Annotated in this window: 11 protein-coding genes; 8 read left to right on the top strand and 3 right to left on the bottom strand. The window is 58.7% G+C overall.

The window, feature by feature from the left end:
- Positions 1-219 precede the first annotated feature (219 nt).
- Positions 220-1,992, bottom strand: coding sequence for a SufS family cysteine desulfurase (locus tag ETAA8_RS05365; RefSeq protein WP_202921573.1), 1,773 nt, complete (start codon positions 1,990-1,992; stop codon positions 220-222).
- Positions 1,993-2,205: 213 nt separating this feature from the next.
- On the opposite strand from ETAA8_RS05365, the gene ETAA8_RS05370 reads away from it, so the two are divergent.
- The 4 genes from ETAA8_RS05370 to ETAA8_RS05385 all read left to right on the top strand — a co-directional run bounded on the left by ETAA8_RS05370 (position 2,206) and on the right by ETAA8_RS05385 (position 5,490).
- On the top strand, positions 2,206-3,000 hold the full coding sequence (locus ETAA8_RS05370) for a hypothetical protein (RefSeq protein WP_145085977.1): 795 nt from the start codon (positions 2,206-2,208) through the stop codon (positions 2,998-3,000).
- 882 nt (positions 3,001-3,882) lie between these two features.
- The gene (locus tag ETAA8_RS05375; RefSeq protein WP_145085980.1) at positions 3,883-4,254 is read left to right on the top strand and encodes a TraR/DksA family transcriptional regulator; all 372 of its coding nucleotides are present in this window, start codon (positions 3,883-3,885) and stop codon (positions 4,252-4,254) included.
- 31 nt (positions 4,255-4,285) lie between these two features.
- On the top strand, positions 4,286-4,936 hold the full coding sequence (locus tag ETAA8_RS05380) for a signal peptidase II (protein WP_238397681.1): 651 nt from the start codon (positions 4,286-4,288) through the stop codon (positions 4,934-4,936).
- Between the two features lie 116 nt (positions 4,937-5,052).
- Positions 5,053-5,490, top strand: coding sequence for a SpoIIAA family protein (locus tag ETAA8_RS05385; protein ID WP_145085983.1), 438 nt, complete (start codon positions 5,053-5,055; stop codon positions 5,488-5,490).
- A gap of 30 nt (positions 5,491-5,520) precedes the next feature.
- On the opposite strand, the gene rnc is transcribed toward ETAA8_RS05385, so the two are convergent.
- Positions 5,521-6,285, bottom strand: a complete 765-nt coding sequence (rnc, locus tag ETAA8_RS05390) for a ribonuclease III (protein ID WP_202921574.1) — start codon at positions 6,283-6,285, stop codon at positions 5,521-5,523.
- An 85-nt stretch (positions 6,286-6,370) separates the two neighbouring features.
- Between rnc and ETAA8_RS05395 the strand changes: the two genes are divergently transcribed.
- The 4 genes from ETAA8_RS05395 (at position 6,371) to ETAA8_RS05410 (ending at position 12,374) form a co-directional block, all read left to right on the top strand.
- Positions 6,371-7,345, top strand: a complete 975-nt coding sequence (locus tag ETAA8_RS05395) for a D-2-hydroxyacid dehydrogenase (protein ID WP_145085986.1) — start codon at positions 6,371-6,373, stop codon at positions 7,343-7,345.
- A gap of 190 nt (positions 7,346-7,535) precedes the next feature.
- A complete protein-coding gene (locus tag ETAA8_RS05400; RefSeq protein ID WP_145085989.1) occupies positions 7,536-8,972 on the top strand; it encodes a hypothetical protein in 1,437 nt (478 codons plus the stop codon).
- Positions 8,973-9,316: 344 nt separating this feature from the next.
- Entirely contained in the window at positions 9,317-10,888 is a 1,572-nt protein-coding gene (locus ETAA8_RS05405; protein ID WP_145085992.1) for a Do family serine endopeptidase, read from the top strand.
- 232 nt (positions 10,889-11,120) lie between these two features.
- A complete protein-coding gene (locus ETAA8_RS05410; RefSeq protein ID WP_145085995.1) occupies positions 11,121-12,374 on the top strand; it encodes a Gfo/Idh/MocA family protein in 1,254 nt (417 codons plus the stop codon).
- 300 nt (positions 12,375-12,674) lie between these two features.
- Here ETAA8_RS05410 and ETAA8_RS05415 read toward each other — a convergent pair whose 3' ends face one another.
- Positions 12,675-14,393, bottom strand: a complete 1,719-nt coding sequence (locus tag ETAA8_RS05415) for a hypothetical protein (protein ID WP_145085998.1) — start codon at positions 14,391-14,393, stop codon at positions 12,675-12,677.
- Positions 14,394-14,534: the final 141 nt, after the last annotated feature.

Consider the following 14,534-nt stretch of genomic DNA (forward strand, 5'->3'; position numbering starts at 1 on the left):
CAATTTCGTTTGCCCCACTCCGAAATTGACGTAAATCGCCCGCAACAAGCAAATAACGACGTGCGAATTACGGCGTTTTAAGGTGGAGAAAAGTGTGATTTCGGGAGCTTTACGCTCAAGTAGCGCCTTGCGGCCAAGCAGCGCGCTCGCGCAGCAATCACCGCGCGTTGATTCAAGAGTATGCGCGATCGCGCATGAGATTGGCTGTGATCAGACGTGTTAGCGCGCGAAGCGCTGTTGAATCTGCGCCAATTCGGCAGCTAACTGTTCAACTTCGGCAAGGCTGTTGTAGAGATAGAAACTCGCGCGACAGCTGGCAGAAACGCCCAGCCGCGCGTGTAGCGGCATCGCGCAGTGATGACCCGCACGGACGGCGATCCCTTGCACATCGAGCAGTCGCGACAAATCGTCGGGATGAACGCCGTTCATTACGAAGGTCACGATCCCGCTCTTCTGTTCAGGATCGGGTCCTAGGATGCGCAGGCCGGGAATCGCGGAGAGAAGTTCATGCGCGCGGCGAGTCAGTTGCCGCTCGTGCCGCATGATGTTCGCCAAGCCAATCTCCTGAAGATACTTCACCGCCGCACCGAGACCGATTGCTTGGACGATCGGCGGCGTTCCGGCTTCGAACTTGTGCGGCAAAAGCGCCGGGGTGAAGCCCTCGCGCGTGACCGTGTTAATCATGCTCCCCCCACCGAGAAACGGCGGCATCTGAGCCAACAACGCCTCTTTGCCATACAACACGCCGATGCCGGTGGGCCCGAGCATTTTGTGCCCGCTGAAGACCAGAAAGTCGCAGTCGAGCGCCTGCACATCGAGCGGTTCGTGAGGCGCGGCCTGCGCGGCATCGACCAGCACGACAGCTCCCATGGCGTGCGCTTTGCTGATGAGTTCGCGAAGCGGATTGATTGTGCCGAGCACATTCGAGATGGCGGTGATCGCGACAATCTTGGTTCGCGAAGTTAGTAGTTGATTGAACGCATCGAGGTCGAGCAGATAGTCGTCGGTAATCGGTGCCCAACGAATGATCGCGCCGGTACGCTCGGCAATCTGCTGCCAGGGGACAATGTTCGAGTGGTGCTCCATCTCGGTGAGCAAAATCTCGTCGCCCGCTTGCAGCTGAGAACCACCATAACTTTGCGCGACGAGATTAACGCCCGCCGTCGTGCCGCTGGTGAAGATGATCTCGTTCCGCGACGCGGCGTTAAGCAATTGCTGGATGGCAGTGCGGGCCTCTTCAAACCGGGCCGTCGATTCCGCTGCCAACGTATGGCCACCGCGATGGACGTTGCTATAGCCCGTTTCTTCGATCTCGCGCATCGCTGCGAGCACAACCAACGGCCGCTGGGTGGACGCGCCATTGTCGAGATAGATCAGCGGTTTCCCTTGATCGAGCTGGCGTTGCAAGATCGGAAACTGCGCGCGGATTTTCTCGACATCGAGTAGCGCAGTCGAATCGACGGTCGTGAGAGGAGACGCAAGACGCGAGGCGTGTGACGAGGGGACGACAATTGGTTTGGTTGGAGGAGCGGGAATTTGGATTGCGGTTGGTGCGGCGATTATTCCACCTGGCGATGCCTCGGCCAATTCAGCCAGATCGCGAATGCGGCGGATCATCGAGCGCAGGCCACTGCTCCGCTGCATGCCGATTAGCTTGCCCAGCCCGGCCCGCTCGATCGTTTCGTCGATTGGGTAAGCGAGAATCTCTTGTGGCGTGTGCCCGTTGTAGACAGCCAGTACAAACGCCATTAGCCCGCGGACGAGAGCGGCATCGCTGGTCCCTTCAAACCCCAGTTCCTTAGGATCAGCTTGTACGCGAGGAACCAGCCACACTTGCGACATGCATCCCAGCACGCGATTCGGCTCCGTCTGCCACTCGACGGGGAACGCGGGGAGCGTATCGCCGAGCTCCATCAGATATTGCAGCCGCTCTTGACCCTCAAGGTCGTCGAGCTCGCTGATGATTTCCTCCAGGCTGATCGTGCCGCTCATCGTGCTTTTTGTTTCTTAGCTTTCGTTTCGGGGCTTTCGTTTCCGTGCCTGCAATGCTGGCACGGTTTCTACCGTCAATCGAACGTGTTTATTATACGGCCCGCGTCCCGGGAGGTCAGGGAGGCGGGATGCTGGAACTGCTCTGGGCGCAGGGAGGCTGGTTCTCTAACCTCCCGCAAAAATCACCCCCTCTGTCTGCAAGGACGAGTGCCCATGCGCTGCGCCACGATCGTTTGTTCCGCCCTGCTCACGATGGTTGTTTGCGGCGCACTGCGCGGCGAGGATTTCCGGATCGATACCGAGGTCTTCATCGGTTCGGAGAAGAAGCCAGTCATCGAAACACTTACCATCTTTGCCGATGGCGACATTTTCGACTTCCTGCTGACCAAGCCCGCCGAGATTACGGTCTTTAATCCCAGTCACGGCAAATTGACACTGCTGAACATCGAAAAGAAGCAGCGGGCGGTCATCACGACCGAGGAACTGCTCGACGCGGCGATCTCGGTGCAGACCGAAGCCCTCAAGTCGAAGAACCCCGTGTTCGTCGCCGCGGCCAAGCCCGGCTTTCAAGTGCAGACGGAAAACTTCGAAGAAAACAACAACAAGCTGACGCGACTCAAGTTCGAGAGCAAGGTAATTCAGTACAACGTGATTGGCGAAGCGCCGCGTCATCCCAATGCGGCCCGCGATTTCAGGTATTTCGCCGATTGGTACGCCCGGTTGAACTCGGTTCGCGCGGGAAATCTGCCAGCTGGTGCGCGACTGGAATTGAACGAGGCCCTGTTCAAACAGGGACTGCTGCCCACCCGAATCGAGCGGATCATTCCCGCGGGCTCGTATGGTCGTCAGATTGAAGTCCACAGCAAGCACCTGGTGAACTGGCGGCTGTCGTTCGATGATCGCCGCCGCATCGAAGATGCGACCACCGACCTGGTCAACTTCGAACTCGTGACGTTCGAGCAATACTGCCGGCCGGCAACCCCCGGGCAAGCAGTTGCCGGCAAATAGCCAGGCCGCGTGTTGGCTAGGTAGCCCGCCGCGTCAGCGAGGGGGCTATGTTGATGTCCCGTTCCGCTGCGAGGAACGGCTGCTCTTGCTTTCCCCTCGCTGACGCGTCGGGCTATCTGAAGAGGCACTTCGCTCCGCAACCCGCTCCTACTTGCCAGCGCGAATGGTTAACAAAAAAGCCGGTGCCGTGACCTGACTTGTCACGCCTCAGGCGTCTAATGGGGCAGACGCTCTTTTTCAGCTTGGTAGGACATGTTCAGTCAGTTTGGCTAAACTGCCAAGCTTGCAGCGCGCCGCTCGTCGCAACATGCGCAACAAGTGCTATTCACTTAGGTAAAACACTTCCCCTTAGCGGGCGTTCCAGGGTAACTGGCAGTTGGCAAATTGGGCTACCCGCAATGGTCGAGCGACCGTTTTTCGAAGTGGAAATTTCCGGAAATTGAAGTTGGCGATAAATGGGGCGATTGAATCAGTAAGTTGTTTTGGGGAAACGACTTATGGGATGCTTAAAAGTTGCGAGTAACGGAAATTTCCTCATTCGGAAACTTGCCAAAACCGGGCAGCATCTGTGAATCACTCCCATCGCCTAACGGAGCGGAATCTTCCGTAGATGTTTTCTGCAATTAGAAAATATTGGCTTGCGAAAGCGGAAATAGATCGCCCATTGCAGGCGATGGGTGCTAGCCGGGCGCACCCGCGGGCGGGCTCAGAATCTCGCAAATCAGAAATCGCCGTTCCTTTGACGAGCCTGCAGAAGCCAATTATAATAGCGGGGCTAGGCCCGTTTATTTGTGTCAAACGGGTCTGTGCGCTTGTGGGCAATTTGCTGGCAGACGCATTGATCTGCGGCTGTCACTCAGAGACTGAGGGAGCTTTCGCGGTATGAAAAAGACCGAGGCTAAAGAGTTCAAGAGTATGCTCGTCACCCTCAGGGCCCGGCTGCGTGGCGATGTATCGGCCCTGGCCGATGCCGCTCTCGGCATGACCCGCAGCGAATCGAGCGGTGATTTATCCCGCATGCCCATTCACATGGCCGACATGGGAACCGATGCTTTCGAGCAAGAGTTCACCCTCAGCTTGATGGAGCACGACGGCACGACGCTCGATCAGATCGAAGCTGCCCTTGAGCGGATCGAGGGCGGGCTCTATGGTGTTTGCATCGAGTGCCAGGCCAAGATTCCCAAGACCCGGCTTCAAGTCCTTCCGCAGACTCCCCACTGTGTCAAGTGCGCCGAAAAGCAGCCGAGCCGCTAAGTCAGTTGCCACCAGCAACCAGCGGGGCGATATGAAGTCGCCTCGCTCCTCTCCTCACCCGGCGGCCACAATGGAATCTGCCGCAGCCCGGCCCCTGCTGCCGAACGATTCGCTCGGCAAGGTTCCCACCAGCCGATATGTCGTTTTCTTTTCGATTGCGATCATCGGTCTGATTGCCGACCTCGTCACCAAGCAAGTGCTGTTCGCCTGGTTGGGCCTGCCCCAGCAAGACAAGTACTTTTGGATTGTGAAGGATTACGTCGGCTTTCAAACGGCCGTTAACCGTGGCGCGTTGTTCGGCATGGGTGCCGGCTATTGGTGGCTCTTCTCGCTGCTGTCTGTCGTCGCGGCCGTGGGAATTGTTGTTTGGCTGTTCTACTTCCGCGCGGCTCACGATCGTCTGCTGAACGTGGCGCTGGCCTGCGTGATGGCGGGGATCTTTGGCAACTTGTACGACCGCCTGGGATTGTGGGACGCGACGGGCTTGGCCGCTGAATACGAGCATGGCGTGCGGGATTGGATCCTGTTCCGCTACCGCCAATATACGTGGCCAAATTTCAACATTGCCGATTGCCTGCTGGTGTGCGGAGCGGGAATGTTGATGCTGCATGCCTGGCTGGGGCCTCGCTCGGCTGAAGAATTGCCGACGCAGCAGCCGATTAAAAAGTCACAACCATCGTGAATCATTCGCAATCGTTGGCGACATGAGGTAAGGTAAGGTTGTTGACCGAATTGGGCGCTTGGCAACAGTTCCTCTCAATCTCGGTAACAGCACCTTCCAGCCAGCGGAGAGCGTTTATGTCGCACGACGTGCGCATTATCGCCGCCAGCGAATTCCTGCAAACGACCATCGAAGGTCGCATCGACGTCGCTAGTAGCGAGCAGATTCTCAGGCAAATTGCCGCCGCCTGTCGCGAGCACGATCAACATCATGTGCTGATCGACGCACGGCAAGTTCCCGAGCGAAGCTTGTCGGTCATCGACCTCTACGAGTTGGGAAGTGGCCTGCAACGCTACGGCTTCGATTCGTCGCATCGCGTGGCAATTGTTTATCTGCCCCAGCCCGATCGGATAGACACTGGCGAGCGAGCCAAGTTCCTGGAACTGGTGGCAGTCAATCGTGGTACCAACCTGCGAGTCTTCGACAAGGTCGAAGATGCCTGGGCGTGGCTGAGCGAGGAAGGCTCTAGCGGTGGCGGAGCCGAGCTGACGACGAGTCCAGCTTCGGCCTGTTGAGACTAGCGCGGCGACTGGGCCGGCGGATCATTAGTCGGATGGATAGGTTGCGGACTCCCCCTTGATTTCGGACAGGGCGTTGCAAGCGGCGCGTTGCTCAGCTTCCTTCTTGTTGCGGCCCCAAGCCCCTTGATAACGCTGGCCGCCGACTTGAGCCACGATCTTGAAGCACTTGCTGTGGTCCGGGCCTTTTTCGTCGAGCAAGTGATAAGTGGGTGTGCTGCCGAATTCGCGCTGAGCCAATTGCTGCAGCAGCGACTTGTAGTTGCCGCCGAGCTCGCCCGCCGCGGCGAGTTCCAATTCGGGCGCGATGAAGGCGGTGACAAACTGCCGGGCAGCCGGTTCGCCACCATCGAGATAGATCGCCGCGATCAACGATTCAAACACATCGGCCAGCAGCGAGGGCGGAACCGAAGGATGGCTCGACATTCCTTTGCCAAGGACGAGGAACTCCTGCAATCCGAGTGCTTCGCTGACCTTCGCACACGTTTGCCGGCTAACCACGACCGACTTGACCTTGGTCAAATCACCTTCGAGATAGTCGGGAAACTGCTGAAATAAAACATCGCACACGACGAAGCCCAGGATGGCATCGCCGAGGAACTCGAGCCGCTCATTCGAGGCCAGCCGATGCTCAGCGCCCGAAGCGTGTGTGAGTGCGGCGCGCAGCAGCGCCTGATTGCGAAACTGATAGCCGATGCGGCGTTCGCACCGTTGGAGCAGCGTTTCGGGAACCGTGACCGCCGGAGAGGCGTCGGTAGTATCGTTATCAATGACGGGCATATCATCAGACATGAAGAGGCTTCCCCTACTGTCGCAAACCTATATCTGGAAATATCTTTTGTCAATGTAAAGTTCCCGTTTATGCCCAGGTTCCGTTATGCGCATCGTGCTGTGTTACCCAGTTGAAGAGCGTCACTTACTCCAAATCCAAGCAGCCGCGCCGGGCTGCGAGGTTTGCAACGCCGGTCAGGAACATATCGCCGAGGAACTCCTCGCCGCCGATATTTTTTGCGGCCACGCCAAGGTTCCCGTCCCTTGGCCGCAGGTGGTGAAGCAAGGACGACTGCAGTGGATTCAATCCTCGGCAGCGGGCCTCGATCATTGCCTCACGCCCGAAGTCATCGACTCGCCGATCATCGTCACGAGTGCCTCGGGGCTGTTCGCCGACCAGGTTGCCGAGCAAACGTTCGCCCTGCTGCTAGGACTGCTGCGCAGTTTGCCGACGTTCTTTCGCGCGCAACAGAAGTTCGATTTCACTCGGCGGCCGACTGGCGACCTGCACCACAAAACGGTCGGCATTGTGGGGCTCGGTGGCAACGGCACGCGCATCGCCGAAGTGCTGCGACCGTGGAAGGTGCGGATCTTGGCGACCGATATGTTCACCGACGAGAAACCCGACTGCGTCGACGAACTGTGGCCCGCCGATCAACTGCCGCAACTGCTGCAGGCTTGCGACATTGTCATTGTGTGTGTGCCGCTGAATGCCGATACGCATCACCTGCTCGGCGCGCGTGAGTTCGCCCAGATGAAAAAGGGCTCGGTATTGATTAACGTCGCCCGCGGACCTGTCGTCGACGAAGCCGCATTGGTCGCGGCGCTACAAGCGGGTCAGTTGGCGGGGGCGGGGCTCGACGTTACCGAAATCGAGCCGCTGCCAAAAGAAAGCCCGCTGTGGACGTTGCCCAACGTCATCATCACTCCGCATGTCGGTGCCCAGGCCAAGCGGCGGGTGGACGATAGTACCGATTTGATCTGCGAGAACCTGCGGCGCTATCTGACGGGCAAGTCGCTGCTGAATAAAGTCGATAAGCGGCTGGGTTATCCCACGCCAGCTGCACGGCGGGGCGATTAAAGCAATTAGTCCTCAAAGGCCTATTGCAAACCTCCGCATTTGCACTTCGCGGTGACTACTATTTCACCCCAACCGTGCAAAGTTCTGCCGCTCCGATTACGATACGGTTCTTGTCAGCTGGCGAGGAGAACCGGGAGCCGGAAGAGCGTGCCGACGGAACAAGGTTGAGCCCGGGCGGAAGAGAGAGGCAATGACGGCGGTTACTTTGGCGTGCCCGCATTGTGCGGGGAACATTCAAGTCGATACGGACTATGCCGGGCAGCAGGTAGCTTGCCCGCTCTGTCACAACGCGCTGATGTTGCCGCCGGCCGAAGTGCTGGCTCAGTTTTTGGCCGCCGCGCCCCCTGCATTTCAGCCACCGCCTCAGGAACAACTCTTCACGCTCGGATGCCCGGTCTGCAACAACCCGTTGCAAGTGACTGCAGCCTTGAGTGGTCAACAGGTTGGTTGCCCGCATTGCAATACGCCGATCATGGTGCCGCCACTCACGGGGCACAACCCGCAAGAAGTTGCAGCGGAGGCAGTCGTCGAGCCCGCGCCAACTACAGCGACCGGGCCCGATATTCAATCGATGCTCCCACCGGGCACATTGCCACCGAGCAGCATGCCGCCCGCTAACATGCCGCCGACAGCGCCGGTAAGGCCAGTGCCGCAGCGGCCGGAAGTTGGCAATCGCCAACCGCCGACTCGTCCAGCTTCGCCATCAGTGCCGCCAAGTCGAGAACCACCGGGCGCTGATCGGCTGCCCCCGACGCGAGGAGAATCATCCAGCGCGCCGAAGAGTCCCGCCGTCGATCCTACGCGCAGTGATCGCCTGCCACCGGGTGGTGATCGAATGCCACCCGGCGCAGATCGGTTGCCACCAACTTCGCGCGAGAGCAAGCCGCGCGAGGAACGAACACCACCTCGCCGCGAGCCAACGACGAAGCCCGACGATCGGTTGCCCCCGCAGCGTAAGCCCGTTGGTGAACCTCGCGCTGCAGCGCCTTCACCAGAACGGTCACGGCCGCAACCAGTCTCGGCTCCTCCCCCCGCTGTCGACGAAATGTTGCCACCGGGAGCAATGCCTCCCAGCAAGCCGACACCGCTGGTCCCTACGGAAACGCCTGACGATATCGCAGCCTTGCTGCCGCCTGGCGCAGCAGCGGCGCGGCCTGCGCCGTCTTCGACTGAAACAAAGTTGTCTGAGCCAGGCAGTTCGCTACCTTCTCCAACGCCATCGGCCATTGAGCACTTGCTGCCCCCCGGAGCAACCGAAGTGACCTCTGCAGCTGTCGGTCAGCCGACGGCCCTGCAACCCACGCGCATTGTCGATTCGATGTTGCCACCCGGCGCGACCGCCGGTCCTGTCTCACCGTCAGCGCCCGGTGCCGAAGTTCCCCTGCCGAAGCCGGCGGGTGGTCCGCTGAGGCCTGTTCTCGCGCCCGGCGCTAGCGTTTCCAAGCCCGGCCTGGGTGGTCTGCAGGTACAAGGTCGCGACGGAAAGAAGATTCGCGACGACGAGGATGTGGGGATTCGCAAGCTGACCGACGCCGAGCGGGCGTCGCGTCGCCTGCGGCGGAATGCCGTGATGTTTACGGTGCTGCTAATGATTCTATTTGCTGTCTTCTATTTCATGGCCCGCTAAGTTCCAGCAAAAAAACGAGTTGCGACAGTCGCCTCGTTTTGCTCTGCCCGAGTCCTTTTCTGTGGGACGGATTGGCACGCCAGGTGCTTTTTTAGAGTCTGCAATCGAGCTCGACTGTCAAATTGACCGAGCTCGAAAGGCTGCGGCCTGCCGCGGTGAATGCGGGTTCTCGCTAGTTAAAATCTAACGAATTTTCGGCAAGAACCGGTTCGTTCGTGGCAACGTATTGATTGCGTGGAGCGGATTATTTTTTCATAACGCTCAAGTGCTGGCAAGCAACGGAGCAGATCGAGCGGCAACCAGACCTCGAGCGATTTGATCCAGGGACAAACAGGAGAATTATCATGCAGAAGGCGGTTTCAAGTACATTTTCGCGTTGGGCATTTGGCTCGGCGCTAACCGTCGGCACTCTAAGCGCCGCGGGATATTTTTTGAACTCGGTCGATTCACTGACCGCGCAAACGTCGCCACCGGCTGTTACGGCATCGCCGCATGCGAAGGAAAATCTGACGCATGCCAACGCCCTGTCGCAAGCCTTTCGCGCTTCTTCGAATCGCGTGTTGCCGGCCGTCGTATCCATTCAAAACGTCGTGCAGCCGAAACTGGTGCAGCGCGAAATTCCGCGCCGTTCACCGCGCCAGGTTCCACCCGGCATGCAACGCCCGGGAATGGAAGAACTCGATCCACTGCTGAAGCGGTTCTTCGGGGACATGCCCGATCTGGAAGACATGCAACCACAACAACCGGGCGGCCGTGAGAGCAGCGGTTCGGGCGTCATCATCGATAGCAGCGGTATCATTCTTACCAATAACCACGTGGTGGCCGGTGGCGGCAAGCTACGGGTCAAAATGCACGATGGTCGCGAGTTCGACGTTGTCGATGTGAAGACCGACCCCAGCACTGACCTGGCGGTCATCAAGATCAAGTCGAGCGTCCCGCTGCCGTACGCAGTGCTGGGCGATAGCGATCAGATGATGATTGGCGATTGGGTGTTGGCCCTCGGTCAACCCTTCGGCCTGCAAGACACCGTTACGGCCGGGATTATCTCGGCCAAGGGTCGCGACATCGGGATTACTCGACACAACGAGTTCCTGCAAACCGATGCCGCGATTAACCCAGGGAACAGCGGTGGCCCACTCGTGAACCTGCAGGGCGAAGTCGTTGGCATCAACACGGCTATCAGCTCGAGCAGTGGCGGCTTCCAAGGTATTGGCTTCGCCGTACCGGTGAACGTCGCTAAGTGGGTCAGCACACAGTTGCTCAAGGATGGAGCAGTCCATCGTGGGTACCTCGGCGTGGGCATTCAGCCCGTCGACCAGGCGCTCGCCGAACAACTGGGACTCAGCACTTCGCAAGGAGCGCTGATCACTGATGTGCAGCCCGATTCGCCCGCTGCTGCGGCTGGAATGATGCCGCAAGACGTGGTGGTGGAGTTCGCCGGCCAGCCGGTCCACAGCCCACGTCAACTGCAAGCCGTGGTGGGTCGTGCTCCGCTGGGGACTAAGCAGCCGCTCGTGGTGCTCCGCGACGGCAAGAAGGTGACTTTGCAAGTCAGCGTTCGCGAACAACCCAAGGGTTATGGCGAAGTGGCAAAGCAAGACGAACCTGAAGCCAAGCCCAGCGAGTCGTCCTCGTTCGACGAACTCGGCCTGAACGTCAGCCCGCTGACACCGGCTGTCGCCAAACAGTTGGGTGTGAAGGTCGAGCAAGGAGTCGTCGTCACCGACGTCGAGCAGGGGAGCGTCGCCGCTCAAGCTGGCTTGGACGAAGGTGATGTGATCACGCAAGTTGGCCGCACGCCGGTCAACAACGTTGAAGAGTTTCGTGCCGCGGTGAAGACGGCTGACCTTTCGAAGGGAGTCATGCTCCTCGTCAAAGGTGCCGAAGGCTCGCGGTTTGTCGTGCTGAAGAAGTAATTGAATCAACCCGCCCATCGCGAGTTCTTCGCGAACCAATGCGTCCGATTCGTTCGTTCATTCCGGGCGAATCCTCCACGGGCCCGGCAGATCTCGTCGATCTGCCGGGCTTTTTTTTGCGCGCTCACCGCCCACTGCGTGTTGTCAGCGTAACGTGAGCCAGCCACAATCAGAGACGACTCGAGCGGACTCATCGTCAGCTGATACCTTCCTACCTCTCCGGATTCAACTCATGACCACGCGTCGTCAATTTCTACATAACTCTGCCGCCGCTTCGGCCGCTCTGTTGGCTGCTGCGGCCAACACCGAATCAGCACGTGGTTATGCCGCCAACGATACCTTGCAAGTTGGTTGCATTGGCACGGGGGGCCGGTGCCGTAAATTGATGGAATCGCTGCGCACGATTCCCGGCGTGAAAATCACCGCCGTCTGCGACGTCTGGGATGTACACCTGGAAGCTGGCAAGAAACTGGCCGACCCTAGCGCCTTCGCCACCAAGGACCATCACGCGCTACTCGCTCGCAAGGATGTCGATGCAGTGCTGATCGGCTCGCCCGATCACTGGCACGTGCCGCTGACGATCGACTCGTGCGCCGCCGGCAAAGATGTGTATGTCGAAAAGCCGCTGACTCACGATTTGGCAGAAGGGCAAAGCGTGATTGACGCGCAGAACAAACATCAGCGCATCGTGCAGGTAGGCATGCAGCAGCGAAGTATGCCGCACATTGCCAAGGCCCGCGAAATTATTCAGTCGGGGCAGATTGGCAAGGTGGTGAAGGTTCACTTGAGTTGGAATCGCAATACCTCGCGCGCGACGACCAATAAGCTGGGGATCGATCCGAACTCGGTCGATTGGAAGAAGTTTGTCGGCAACGCGCCGGCGCAGGAGTTCAACGAATATCGTTTTCGCAATTGGCGCTGGTTCTGGGATTTTGGCGGCGGCATCTTCACCGACCTGATGGTGCACTGGATTGACGTTGCACATTGGATTCTCGATCTCGATCATCCCCTGTCGGCGGCAAGCATTGGCGACTTTCATCATGCCGGCGGGATTTGGGAAACGCCCGATACCGTGCAAACGCTGCTGCGTTATGCTGACCCCAAGCCGGCCGCCGGTTCTAACCCGCCAGCGATTCAGGCCTACTTCGAAGGAACCTTCAGCAATGCCCGTAACGCGTCCATGATTGTGTTCATGGGAACCGAAGCAAGTATCTATATCGATCGCGGTCGTTACGAACTCATTCCCGAGCGGAAGAGCAAACTCAAGCCCAGCGACTGGATCCTCAACGAAGGGATGCCGCGCGGCGCCGACTTCTATCCTCAGCCCGATGGCGAACTGCTGCACCTGACCAATTGGGTCGAATGCACGCGCTCGCGCAAAAAACCGACGGCACCGGCCGAAGCAGGCGTGACTTCAGCGGCTGCAGCGCAGCTGGCGAATCAATCGCTGCGGAGCGGACAGGTGGCTCATTGGGGCGCAAAGTAACAGCGCTCGATTTACTGTCAAGAAACGACAGACCGTCGCACAGCGGTTATGCGACGGTCTGAGTTCGGGGAGGGCATTGGCGCCCCTGGTCTAGTCGCACGACTGCCTTCGCAACATGAAGCAGCTGGGGCAGTCGTGCAGCAAGTGGCAGGTTTCAACCGTAGCAGCCAGCGACTGCTGCTGCGATCAAACCCATCTGAAAGATACGTTCAAAATCGGGCCGTGCACGCCGATCGCGGAAAAAATTCTTCATTTCCGCGTGAGGTGTTTTTTCATCACCAGGCCGCTCGAGAGCAGCAACTAGCGCCAGCCACCGTTGCCGTCGTCATCACCATCTCCGGGACCGCCACCAGCAGGCGTGGAATACAAGAGCTCGAGTAACGCCAGATCTTGTGCCGTCAGCGTTGCCGGGTTGCTGGCAGCGATTGCGTCAGCCGCATTGCGAGTGGTGTACACCGTGTTGGAGTTGTAAACGAGAACGTTCGAACCACCCGAGACGTTGTCGCTATTGGGATTGGCAGCCACCAGTGTTGTGGCGGATGAAGGTGCGACGTAGATAAAATCGTCGCCGTCGACGCCATTAATGGCCACGCCCCCCTCGACACTGAAAATGCCGAGAATGCGATTGCCCAAGCGGACGCGAACTAAGCCATCGATGACCGAAGTCACCAGAATCAGATCGTTCGCCGACGTTCCATTAATCAGCAGTCGTCCGTTGGCAATCAAGGCCGAGGCCTCAATCACCGCGTTCGAACCCGACCCGCCTGCATAAGTCAGCAGAGTTTCTTCCAGTCCACCAACGCCAGCACTGCCGCTTGTATTGACGGGAACAACTCCGCCCGAATTGCGATAGTTCCAACGTCCGCCGCCACCTCCGCCACCACCACCGCTGCCACCACCACCGCCACCACCGCCGGGATTCGGGTTGGGTGTGCCATTCTCGAAGTTGCTGAACGTTACTTCGACAACGGTGGGTGAAGGCGTGGGATCGGTGGTCGCTCCCGTCAACACAGTGAAGTTGTTGACCGGTGCGCGGTTCGATTCGGTGTGGATGTCGTAACCGGCTCCGCCGTCGACCGTGGAATCGTAGCGAACCGTGGTTGATTGGAAGAACACGGTGTCGTCACCGTCATTCAAATTCCAAATCATTTGATTCACGGTCATGCCGGTCGAAGCGACGGCATCGTTGCCGGCACCTGTATCGAGCCGAAAAATGCTGGCCGCAGCGGACGTGGCTGTATGTCCAACGAGGACGGGTCCGGTTGGCGTATTAATGAACGTCACCTGGTCGTTGCCTTCGCGAGTCTCCATCGACCGGCCAGCTTGCAAGGGATTTTGCCAATAAGCATTGGTGGGCAAGTTATTGTTGTCGTAGGTCACTGCTGGCGGCAAACCGACGTTGCGCGTAATTGTGGTGGCCAGCATCGTGAAGTTGTCGTTGCCGTTCCCCCCCATATAGCCGAAGTCGCGGCCGACGAAATTCGGCCCGCCGCGACCTAGTGTAATGACGGGTGCCTGAGCTGGAACCACATTCAGCAAATCCTGCCCACCATAAATCTTCCAGTCGCGGGCAACTCGCAAGTAAGTGGCATCCAGTGCATCGATGGCACCTAGCCCCAGATCGAACGTTGCATCGCGGAAGTTGATGGCAACGTTCGAAGCAGGCGCGTTCTGGTTGTAGACCAACCGGTCGTTACCGTCGCGCATCTGGACGATCAAATCGTAAGAACTAGGAATCGCCAGACTCGAAATCGTGGTCTGCGGAGTGCCGCCCGTGCCAATCCGGAACCGGGTGCCGGTATCGCCGGCGGTCCCCGTGTTGACGGAACTAATGCGGTAGGTGTTGTTGGAACCGCTGCCACCTTGGAACGTAATCGTCATGCCATTCGGCAAATCGTCGCCGACGAAGAACGCCTCACCGGCGGCATTGTCGATGGTAATCGTGACGATGCCAGCCATCATCTGACGATTTTCGAGCTGCTCGACGTTGAGATTTCGGTTCCGCTTCAGACCAGCCATTGCTACTACTCCAGTCGCTAAACAGGCACTAACCCCAACATCATGAACTGCCGGTCAGGTTATTCCAAGTGTTTGTTGCCCAAAATTACAAATAACCCTCAAGGTCAATTCCTTGGTAGGTAAACCTGTGGTTGCAAGGCC

The organism is Anatilimnocola aggregata (assembly GCF_007747655.1).
Classification (GTDB): Bacteria; Planctomycetota; Planctomycetia; order Pirellulales; family Pirellulaceae; genus Anatilimnocola; species Anatilimnocola aggregata.

Coding starts and splice junctions, on each gene's coding strand:
- ETAA8_RS05365 (WP_202921573.1), bottom strand. CDS start 1,992: ATGAGCGGCACGATCAGCCTGGAGGAAATCATCAGCGAGCTCGACGAC.
- ETAA8_RS05370 (WP_145085977.1), top strand. CDS start 2,206: ATGCGCTGCGCCACGATCGTTTGTTCCGCCCTGCTCACGATGGTTGTT.
- ETAA8_RS05375 (WP_145085980.1), top strand. CDS start 3,883: ATGAAAAAGACCGAGGCTAAAGAGTTCAAGAGTATGCTCGTCACCCTC.
- ETAA8_RS05380 (WP_238397681.1), top strand. CDS start 4,286: ATGAAGTCGCCTCGCTCCTCTCCTCACCCGGCGGCCACAATGGAATCT.
- ETAA8_RS05385 (WP_145085983.1), top strand. CDS start 5,053: ATGTCGCACGACGTGCGCATTATCGCCGCCAGCGAATTCCTGCAAACG.
- rnc (WP_202921574.1), bottom strand. CDS start 6,285: ATGTCTGATGATATGCCCGTCATTGATAACGATACTACCGACGCCTCT.
- ETAA8_RS05395 (WP_145085986.1), top strand. CDS start 6,371: ATGCGCATCGTGCTGTGTTACCCAGTTGAAGAGCGTCACTTACTCCAA.
- ETAA8_RS05400 (WP_145085989.1), top strand. CDS start 7,536: ATGACGGCGGTTACTTTGGCGTGCCCGCATTGTGCGGGGAACATTCAA.
- ETAA8_RS05405 (WP_145085992.1), top strand. CDS start 9,317: ATGCAGAAGGCGGTTTCAAGTACATTTTCGCGTTGGGCATTTGGCTCG.
- ETAA8_RS05410 (WP_145085995.1), top strand. CDS start 11,121: ATGACCACGCGTCGTCAATTTCTACATAACTCTGCCGCCGCTTCGGCC.
- ETAA8_RS05415 (WP_145085998.1), bottom strand. CDS start 14,393: ATGGCTGGTCTGAAGCGGAACCGAAATCTCAACGTCGAGCAGCTCGAA.